We start from the raw sequence: 8582 nt of genomic DNA, 5'->3' as shown, positions 1-8582 counted from the left end.
AAAAATGGCTAAGAAGAGGAAAAACCTCTTTCAACAGAGCAAAAAAAGTCATATTGGCTTTTTTGCTCTTTTAAATTGTCAAAAATAAATAGTAATTTCAAGAAAAAGTATACATGAATCTATACGTTTGTTATAGTAGCCATTAGGTTGTTCAAGTTGTAATTTATTAACTGTTGCAAAATCGGACGACTGGAAAATTTGAGGAGGTATCCTATGTCTAATGTTTATGATAGTGCTTATGGCTTAGAGAACGCACTTCGGGAAAGTTCAGAATTTAAAAATTTGAAAGCAGCGTTTGAAGCAGTAATGAATGATGAGGCTGCTAAGAAACTGTTTGAAAATTTCCGGGATACGCAGTTGGGGTTGCAAAAAAAGCAAGCCACAGGTGAAGATATTACGGAAGAGGAAGTTGAAAAAGCCCGTAAAGTTGTTGAAACAGTACAACAGCATCAAGATATTTCAAAACTAATGGAGGAAGAGCAACGCTTAAACCTTATTATTAATGAAGTTAGTGCAATTATCACAAAGCCATTGGAAGAGCTTTATGGAGAACAAAACTCAAACTAGTAATGAGAAAACAACTCGTAAGACAAAAGTCTGCGGGTTTTTTTCGATCTTTTCTGCAAAAAGACGACCTTGTCAATATCTTTATGTATCACTTTAGCCGTCTTTTTGCATAAAGCATTTACCTGTGAAATAGGATTAACTCACCCTCAGGTGATACACATCGATGTGTATATTCACGATAACCTTCTTCACCTAGACGGTTTTGCCCAATTTCCTTTGCTTCATCATTGCTTTTTGCAGTAAAAGCTTCATCTAATAATTTGTCTCCAGATTTACTGAAAACAGTTAAAGCATATGTTTTCATAATTTTCCCTCCTTGAAGTCGAAATATGTAGGATATAGAATATATTCTTTATTTATTAAAAAAATCCTTCTTTTCATCATCTTTACAATATTATTTGATATAATTTTATAAGGAAATTATAATGTTAAAAGAAATATAAAGGGGGAAGGCAATTTGACATTGTTATTAAAAGAAGTCACAAAAAGGTTTGGAAAAGACACTGCTGTGGACCATTTGTCACTAGAAATTCCGGAAAAGGAAATTTTTGGATTTTTAGGTGGAAATGGTGCAGGTAAAACAACTACATTCCGTATGATACTCGGATTATTAGATCGTACAGAAGGGGATATTTCATGGAATGGGGAATCAATTAGTTATCATAAGAGTCATTTGATCGGTTACCTGCCTGAAGAGAGGGGCTTGTATCCTAAGTTGAAAGTACGAGAGCAAATTGTTTATCTAAGCAAATTGCGTGGAATGAAAAAAAGCGAGGCATTGACCGCACTAGAAGCTTGGCTGAAACGTTTTAAAGTACCAGAATATATCGATAAAAAAGTGGAAGAGCTGTCTAAAGGTAATCAGCAAAAAATTCAGTTTATTTCTGCTGTCATTCATCGACCGCAATTGCTTATTCTGGATGAGCCTTTTTCAGGTCTTGATCCAATTAATGTAGAAATGTTAAAAGAAGCTGTTATCGATTTAAAAGAACAAGGTACTTCTATTGTATTTTCATCACATCGTATGGAACATGTAGAGGAACTATGTGAAAGTCTTTGCATTTTACATAAAGGAAAAGATGTTGTTAAAGGATCGTTAAAAGAGATTAAACGTTCTTACGGGAAGAAAAATTTGATAATACATGCGGACGAGTCACTAGAATTTTTAAAAAACCATCCTGGGGTTGTACGTTATAAAAATATAGCAGAAGGCTGTGAACTGCAGATAGAAAATGAAGATATTTCTCAAACTATTTTTCATGCACTGCAAGATAAAGGATTTATTCGTAGGTTTGAATTAGAGGAACCTAGTTTAAATGATATTTTTATTGAAAAGGTAGGTGCATCTTATGAATAAATTTTGGATTATTTTATCCCATACTTACATGTCCAGGGTGAAAACGAAGTCTTTTTTAATAGGAACACTTATAACATTATTGCTTATCTTAGGAATCTCAAACATTCAATCGATTATTGATATGTTTTCTGATAACAGTTCGAAAAAAATTGCGGTAATGGATGATTCGGAAAAATTATTTAAGCCACTAGAAAGCAATATTTCTACAGTTGATGATACAGTCGGTTTAAAACTTTTTACTGGATCAGAGGATGAAGCCAAAGAAGCTGTACAAGAGGAAGAATATGAAGCTTTTGTTAAATTATCTTTAAGTGATAATCAAATGCCAGAAGCGCATTATTATGCAGATAACATCACAAACTCTGATACGCAAATGCTAATTGAACAACAATTACAGCAGGTAAAGGTTTCAATGGCAACGGAGCAGGCAGGGATCGATCAAGCAACACTACAAAATATCAATGCACCTGTCACATTTCAGACTAAAGCGTTAGATAAAGATGCCAAGACAGATGAGGAACTAAGTCAGGCACGTGGTATCGTTTATATTATGCTATTTGTATTATATATTGCAGTGATTATGTATGGATCCATGATTGCAACAGATGTAGCGACAGAAAAATCATCCCGGGTGATGGAGTTATTGGTATCCAGTGCGCCACCAGTTACGCATATGTTTGCAAAAATAATAGGAATCGCATTACTAGGATTAACTCAAGTTATTCTTGTTGTAGGAGTAGGGTATGCCCTCATTGTTTCTAAACAAGGTGAGCTAACCGAAGGATTTTTTAGTTATTTTGGTATTCAAAATACATCGCCAGCACTCTTTATCTATGCAATTATTTTCTTTTTATTAGGTTATTTGCTGTACGCAACATTAGCAGCTATGCTGGGATCGCTTGTTAGCCGTGTAGAAGATGTTCAACAATTAATCCTGCCGATGACCTTTTTGATTATGATTGCTTTCTTTATTGCAATGTTTGGACTGAATATGCCTGAATCTAAACTAGTGATTATTTCTTCTTACATTCCATTTTTTTCACCAATGCTTATGTTTCTACGCGTTGGAATGATGGACGTTCCCGTCTGGGAAGTTTCCATTTCCATTGGGATATTAATAGCGACAATCGTACTTTTAGCTGTTCTTGGTGCAAGAGTATATAAAGGCGGTGTCTTGATGTATGGCCGCTCCAGTTCGTTAAAGGATTTAAAAAAGGCGATTGCCTTATCTAAAAAAGAATAGGCTTAAAAAAAAGTCACAGAATAGGAAACTGTGGCTTTTTATTGCTTTGAAATACGAACGTGCATTCTGAAACCTTTTTTGCTAAAATGAAGATAGTCAAATGAAAGTAGCGGGTGATCCACGTTGAAGGAACAAATATCTTTTATCCATGCAGCTGATTTACATTTAGATAGTCCTTTTCAAGGATTAGCTCATACTCCAGAACATATTTTCTCAGATCTCCAAGCGAGTACATTTACTGCACTTAAAAAGTTAGTTCAGGCTGCTATCGAAAAACAAGTAGATTTCGTACTTTTAGTTGGTGATCTATTCGATAATGAAAAACAGAGTCTTAAAGCCCAAATCCGTCTACGGCGTGCATTTGAGGATTTGGAACAACATCAAATTCCGGTCTATATATCATATGGAAATCATGATTACCTAAATGGCAACAAGTATGCAGTAACTTACCCATCTAACGTGTTTATTTTTCAAGATGAGCAAGTCAATTATTTTACATATAAAAGGAATGGCAAGGCAATCGCTAATATTTATGGGTTTAGTTATAAAAATAGGGCAGTTGAAACAAATAAAGCGAAGGAATATTATGTCCAGGATGAGCAGATCCCGTATCATATTTCGATGCTTCATGGGAGTTTGCATAGCAATACAGAGCACGATGTGTATGCACCATTTTATTTAAGTGATTTAGTAAATAAGGATTTTGATTATTGGGCCCTTGGCCATATCCATAAGCGGGAAATCTTAAAAGAAAATCCATATATTATTTATCCAGGGAATATACAAGGCCGCAATCGGAAAGAGCAGGGTGAAAAAGGATGTTATCATGTCAGGATGTCACCCACAAATACAACGGCTTCTTTTATTCCGCTGCAAGCCATTCAATTTAATGAGGTAAGTCTTGATGTTTCCAATTGCGAGGAAGTTTATCATCTGGAGAATGAAATAAAAAAGAAGCTTGGTGCAGAATTAGATCCATCTATTTCTCAGCTAGTCCAATTGAAACTGACAAGTAATAATAGGCTTTTAAAGCAATGGGAAACAGAACAGTATCTTGACGATCTCATCGAGCTTATTAATGAAACATTAGCCCATCAGAAACCATGGATGTATATTTTCCGTTATACCGCAGTTGTACACGCAAGTCTTTTTTCTGACGAAATGTTGTACAGGGCTGAACATTTTATGGGTGAGCTTATAAGGCATTTTGATAAGGTATCTGTTCACTCTTTTACAAAAGAATTATTTGAGCATAGACAAGCAAGAAAGTATTTAGATTGTTTATCAACAGAAGATGAAAAAAGGATCAAAGAGAAAGCGAAACAGCTTTTAATGAATGAACTCATGATGAATGAGGGTGAATAATTTGAAATTACAGCGGGCAACAATTTACGGTTTTGGCAGATGGGTGGATGAAACAATTGATTTTTCTGGTCATTCCTATATCTGCATTTACGGTGAAAATGAGTCTGGAAAGTCAACCTTACAACAATTTTTGTTATTTATGCTATTTGGACTTCCACCTAAGCAGCGCACATTTTATCAGCCTAAATCTAGCGGAAAGCTTGGTGGAAGACTGACTGTTATTGACGATAATGGTAAGAAATTTACGATTGAACGTTTGGACCAAGTTAGGAATGGAGCTGCTAAATGCTATACGCAGGCAGGAGATGAACATGATGAGACCTGGCTGAAAGAAAAGTTAAAAGGCATGACAAAGACAATTTATGAATCAATTTTTTCATTTTCGGGAGCAGATTTAAGCAACATCACAAAGATGAAAGAAGACGACTTAGGTGAGGTTCTTCTTGGAATTGGATTAACTGGTTCTAACAATATTTATTCTATTGAGAAAAGATTAGATAGCAAGATGGGGGATTTGTTTAAACGTTACGGAAAAAAGCCAGTGATCAATCAACAACTTAAAACTTTAGAGGAACTTTTTTCAGACCTTAAGAAACATGAAGCGCGGGAAGATACCTATAAGGAGAAGAAGACAGATATACAAGTTATAAAAAATGAAATTTCCAGCTTGCAGTCTTCCATTCATCAAGCAAAAGAAGATAGTTTTACACTCGAGAAACAACAACAAGCTTTACCTCTTATAAAAAAGTATCATTATTATTTAAGTGAATTATCGAATTATCCATCTCAAATAGCTTTTCCTGAAGATGGGATTGAGCGCTTGAATCAACTAAAGGAACAACTTCTTCCATTGAAAAGCGAATTGTCTGTTGTTGAAGATAATCAAAGAAAATATAAAGAAAGGCGAGAGGAGTTACAGCAAAAATTACACGAGGAGGCAGTCTATAAGCAAGCACAAGAAATTATCGAAGGAGAACAATCGTATTTAGAAAATAGACGTGAAATAGAAAAAATCCGGGTAACAGTGAAGCAATTAGAAACACAAATGAAAAAAGAACTGGAAGAGCTAGATCTAGGTCTCGATCCGGGCGATTTATCGAATATAACTTTCCCTTTTCAAATTGAAAAAACATGGAATGATATTAAGAACAATCGTGATCAATTAAATGCTGAACAAGATCAAATAGATCAAGAAGCAGAATATTTAAAGAAACAACAGAATGAATTAGAATCTTTGAGGGAGGAAGAAGAAGCGTGTGTTCTTGCTGATCAGCAAAGAAATGAATGTGTTCATAAGTTAAATAGATACAACGAACAGGATTACATGAGAAGTTTCCAAGCTGCAAAAAGTAATCAGCAATTAAAATGGGAAAAAGCAAAAAAACAAAAAGAAAAAAGGATATCTAATCTTTTCCTTGCAAGTGTGGTAGCTGCAGTCCTTATTGCACTTTTGGCAAGTATTACTGATGACTCGCTCCTTTTCACTGGAACAGTAATCTTGCTGCTGCTTGGGGGCGGACAGTATTTTTTAGGAAAAAGGTCCTTACATGTTACAGATCAGTTTCTTGATACGAATGAAGAGGTAATATCCTCCAGTACGATAACAAAAGAGGAGAAAGAAAATATAGAACATTTGCTTGCTGAGGATAAACAGCGAAGAGAGAAACTGGAAGTAACACTACAGCAACTAAAGGCTTTACATGTACAGTTAATGAAATGGGAAGAAAAAAAGTTTGCTTTGCAAACAAAAGAAAAACAATTACTGGTCCGAATGGAAGAACAATATAAACATTATCCATTTCTTGAGAAAATAAGTGTTTCCTATTGGCCGGAATTTTATCATGCGATGAAAAACCTTCTTTCTCAAAATCGGAAAAAGGTGGAATATGAGGCTTTATATCAAAAGCTAAATGAATACCAAATTGAATTTGAAAATAAATGTCGTATTTTTTTGCAAGATATAAGCGGAGAATCGGTTAATGACGCGATGGAATTTCAATTAAAGATTATAAGGAAAAGCTTAGAGGATAGGGAGAATGCGAAAAACGTTTTGCGCCAATATGAAAATTGGAGCATAGACAATGCTGAACAACAACGGGTGTTAAAGCAGAAAGTAGAAACGTATGAACGTGAGATAAGGAATTTATATGATACTGCTAACGTAAACTCAGAGGATGATTTTTTAAAAAAGGCAAAGCAAGTCGAAAAGAAAAAAGAAATAACTGAAAAGATCAATCAATTTGTCAGCCAATTATCCATCATTTTCCCTGATGGAGATCAGAATACATTTATAAATGGAAAAGGTATAAATGAACAAACACTTCAAGGAAAATATGAACAAAACAAAGAAGTAATCGATGAGCTTGAAAAAGAGATTGAAGCAAAAAGACACCAACTTGCTAGTGTACATTCAGATATATCTAATTTGGAAATGTCTGAAGCATATTCGAACATTATGCATCGTTTTCATAGGGAATCGGAGCATTTAAAAAAGCTTGCTAATGAATGGGCGGTTCTACAAACAGCTAAAGGAATCTTGACGGAAACAAAGCGCAGCTATCGCAAAAAGTATTTAGATAAGGTAATAAATCGAACATCAACGTTTTTTGCAGTTTTAACCAATCACAGATATATAAAAGTGTATCCCCCTTTAGAGAATACGTTCTTCCAGGTAGAAGCCAGCGACGAGATAAGGTATAATGTGAATGAGTTATCAAAGGGAACGATTGACCAGTTGTATATTTCTTTACGACTTGCTATTAGCGAGATTATGAGTAATAAGCATTGTTTACCTTTTATAATAGACGATGCTTTCGTGCATTTCGATTCTATACGTACGATGCGTGTAATGGAAATTCTAGCAGACCAAGCGAAACATCAGCAGATTATTCTATTTACATGTAAATCAGATATACTGCAAGCAGCACAAAAAGCTAAAATTATTCGCTTAGGGAATCCTATTCGCATTTAATAATTATTCATGCTAAACTTATTTCAGAAAAGATTTCTTGAACAAATACTTAGGGACACGTCATTATATCTATTACGTTTAAGGTATAAAAACCTTATATTTTAGTTAAGAGAAAATTGGCTTATTAATAAATGGGAGGAATTCCATTGGCTGGGGAACAAGGAGAAAAAAAAGATTGGGAAAGATACGAAGAAACAATTGAAAAATTCATTCAAGTCATAGCTAAAAACATGAACTTATATGGTATGACCCCTTCTGTTGGAAGATTATATGGGGTCTTGTATTTTTCAGATGAACCGATGACACTCGATGGTATGCGTGATGCGTTAGAGATGAGCAAAACCAGTATGTCGACAGGAGTACGTGTATTATCGGAGATGAAAATGGTTGAGTCTACTTTTAAAAAAGGAATTCGAAAAGATCTTTATCAATCAGAAGAAGATTGGTATAAGTCATTTACCTCACTATTTGGGAATCGTTGGCGTCAGCATACAGAAACAAATATTGAAGAAGCAGAAGAAGCAGTAGAAGAGCTGGAATTACTAGTGGAAAAAACAACCGACGAGCAGTTAATCGACAAGATTACAAAAGATATTGAAAAGCTCCGCTACGCACAAAATTATTATAAATGGTTAATGGAATTCATAAGTGTAGTGGAATCCGGGAAGATTTTTGAATTTATTCCAAAAAGGCCACAAAACAAAAAATAGAAAAATAATAAGAGCGTGAGATTGGCAACAAAAGAATACAGGATCAATAGCTGTCTGTATACCTGTCTGTTGGTCAATCTCTTTTTTTAATAAAGACCTGCGGTAGTATGTCAAAAGAAAAATAAATAACTATTTGATTATCAAGGTGCAATTCACTTAAAAAAAGCAACACGAAGCTAAACCAGCAAAAAAACAGAAAATTTACTGGTAATCTGTTAAAGGAATTTTACCTTGCATTGAAAGCCGCCCTAGAGCTACTAACATCTAGGTTCAAAAATCAAGGTGCACAGCCTGCGTGTAGGAAGACCAAGGCGCACACTGGGAAACAGTCTTTTTATGCGGTTCAATCCGCAAGGGGGAAAAGAATTG

At 34.8% G+C, this 8582-nt stretch carries 7 protein-coding genes; 6 read left to right on the top strand and 1 reads right to left on the bottom strand.

Annotated features, from left to right (window positions below):
- Window positions 1-213: 213 nt before the first annotated feature.
- Window positions 214-567: a YlbF family regulator gene (locus GZ63_RS0110605; RefSeq protein WP_029269370.1), complete on the top strand. Its 354-nt coding sequence runs from the start codon at window positions 214-216 to the stop codon at window positions 565-567.
- 118 nt (window positions 568-685) lie between these two features.
- On the opposite strand, the gene GZ63_RS0110600 is transcribed toward GZ63_RS0110605, so the two are convergent.
- Window positions 686-871: a YhzD family protein gene (locus tag GZ63_RS0110600; protein WP_029269368.1), complete on the bottom strand. Its 186-nt coding sequence runs from the start codon at window positions 869-871 to the stop codon at window positions 686-688.
- Between the two features lie 153 nt (window positions 872-1024).
- Here GZ63_RS0110600 and GZ63_RS0110595 point away from each other — a divergent pair, with 153 nt between their 5' ends.
- The 5 genes from GZ63_RS0110595 to GZ63_RS0110575 all read left to right on the top strand — a co-directional run bounded on the left by GZ63_RS0110595 (window position 1025) and on the right by GZ63_RS0110575 (window position 8213).
- Window positions 1025-1924 (top strand): ABC transporter ATP-binding protein, encoded by a 900-nt coding sequence (locus tag GZ63_RS0110595; protein WP_029269366.1) that lies wholly within the window; start codon window positions 1025-1027, stop codon window positions 1922-1924.
- Window positions 1917-3167 carry an ABC transporter permease gene (locus GZ63_RS0110590; RefSeq protein ID WP_029269364.1) on the top strand — a complete coding sequence of 417 codons (1251 nt, stop codon included), beginning with the start codon at window positions 1917-1919 and terminating at the stop codon, window positions 3165-3167. Before GZ63_RS0110595 ends, GZ63_RS0110590 begins: the two co-directional genes overlap by 8 nt.
- A 123-nt stretch (window positions 3168-3290) precedes the next feature.
- Complete coding sequence (locus tag GZ63_RS0110585; protein WP_029269362.1) at window positions 3291-4532, top strand: metallophosphoesterase family protein; 1242 nt, start codon at window positions 3291-3293, stop codon at window positions 4530-4532.
- A gap of 1 nt (window position 4533) precedes the next feature.
- Complete coding sequence (locus GZ63_RS0110580; RefSeq protein WP_029269361.1) at window positions 4534-7503, top strand: ATP-binding protein; 2970 nt, start codon at window positions 4534-4536, stop codon at window positions 7501-7503.
- A 146-nt stretch (window positions 7504-7649) separates the two neighbouring features.
- Window positions 7650-8213: a GbsR/MarR family transcriptional regulator gene (locus GZ63_RS0110575; protein ID WP_029269358.1), complete on the top strand. Its 564-nt coding sequence runs from the start codon at window positions 7650-7652 to the stop codon at window positions 8211-8213.
- The last annotated feature ends 369 nt before the right edge of the window (window positions 8214-8582 follow it).

The organism is Virgibacillus alimentarius (assembly GCF_000709085.1).
Lineage (GTDB): Bacteria > Bacillota > Bacilli > Bacillales > Amphibacillaceae > Virgibacillus_B > Virgibacillus_B alimentarius.
This window is presented reverse-complemented; position numbering and strand designations above follow the sequence as displayed.

What these genes read in the sequence shown, in the direction of transcription:
- GZ63_RS0110605 (WP_029269370.1), top strand. Translation starts at nt 214, where the DNA reads ATGTCTAATGTTTATGATAGTGCTTATGGCTTAGAGAACGCACTTCGG.
- GZ63_RS0110600 (WP_029269368.1), bottom strand. Translation starts at nt 871, where the DNA reads ATGAAAACATATGCTTTAACTGTTTTCAGTAAATCTGGAGACAAATTA.
- GZ63_RS0110590 (WP_029269364.1), top strand. Translation starts at nt 1,917, where the DNA reads ATGAATAAATTTTGGATTATTTTATCCCATACTTACATGTCCAGGGTG.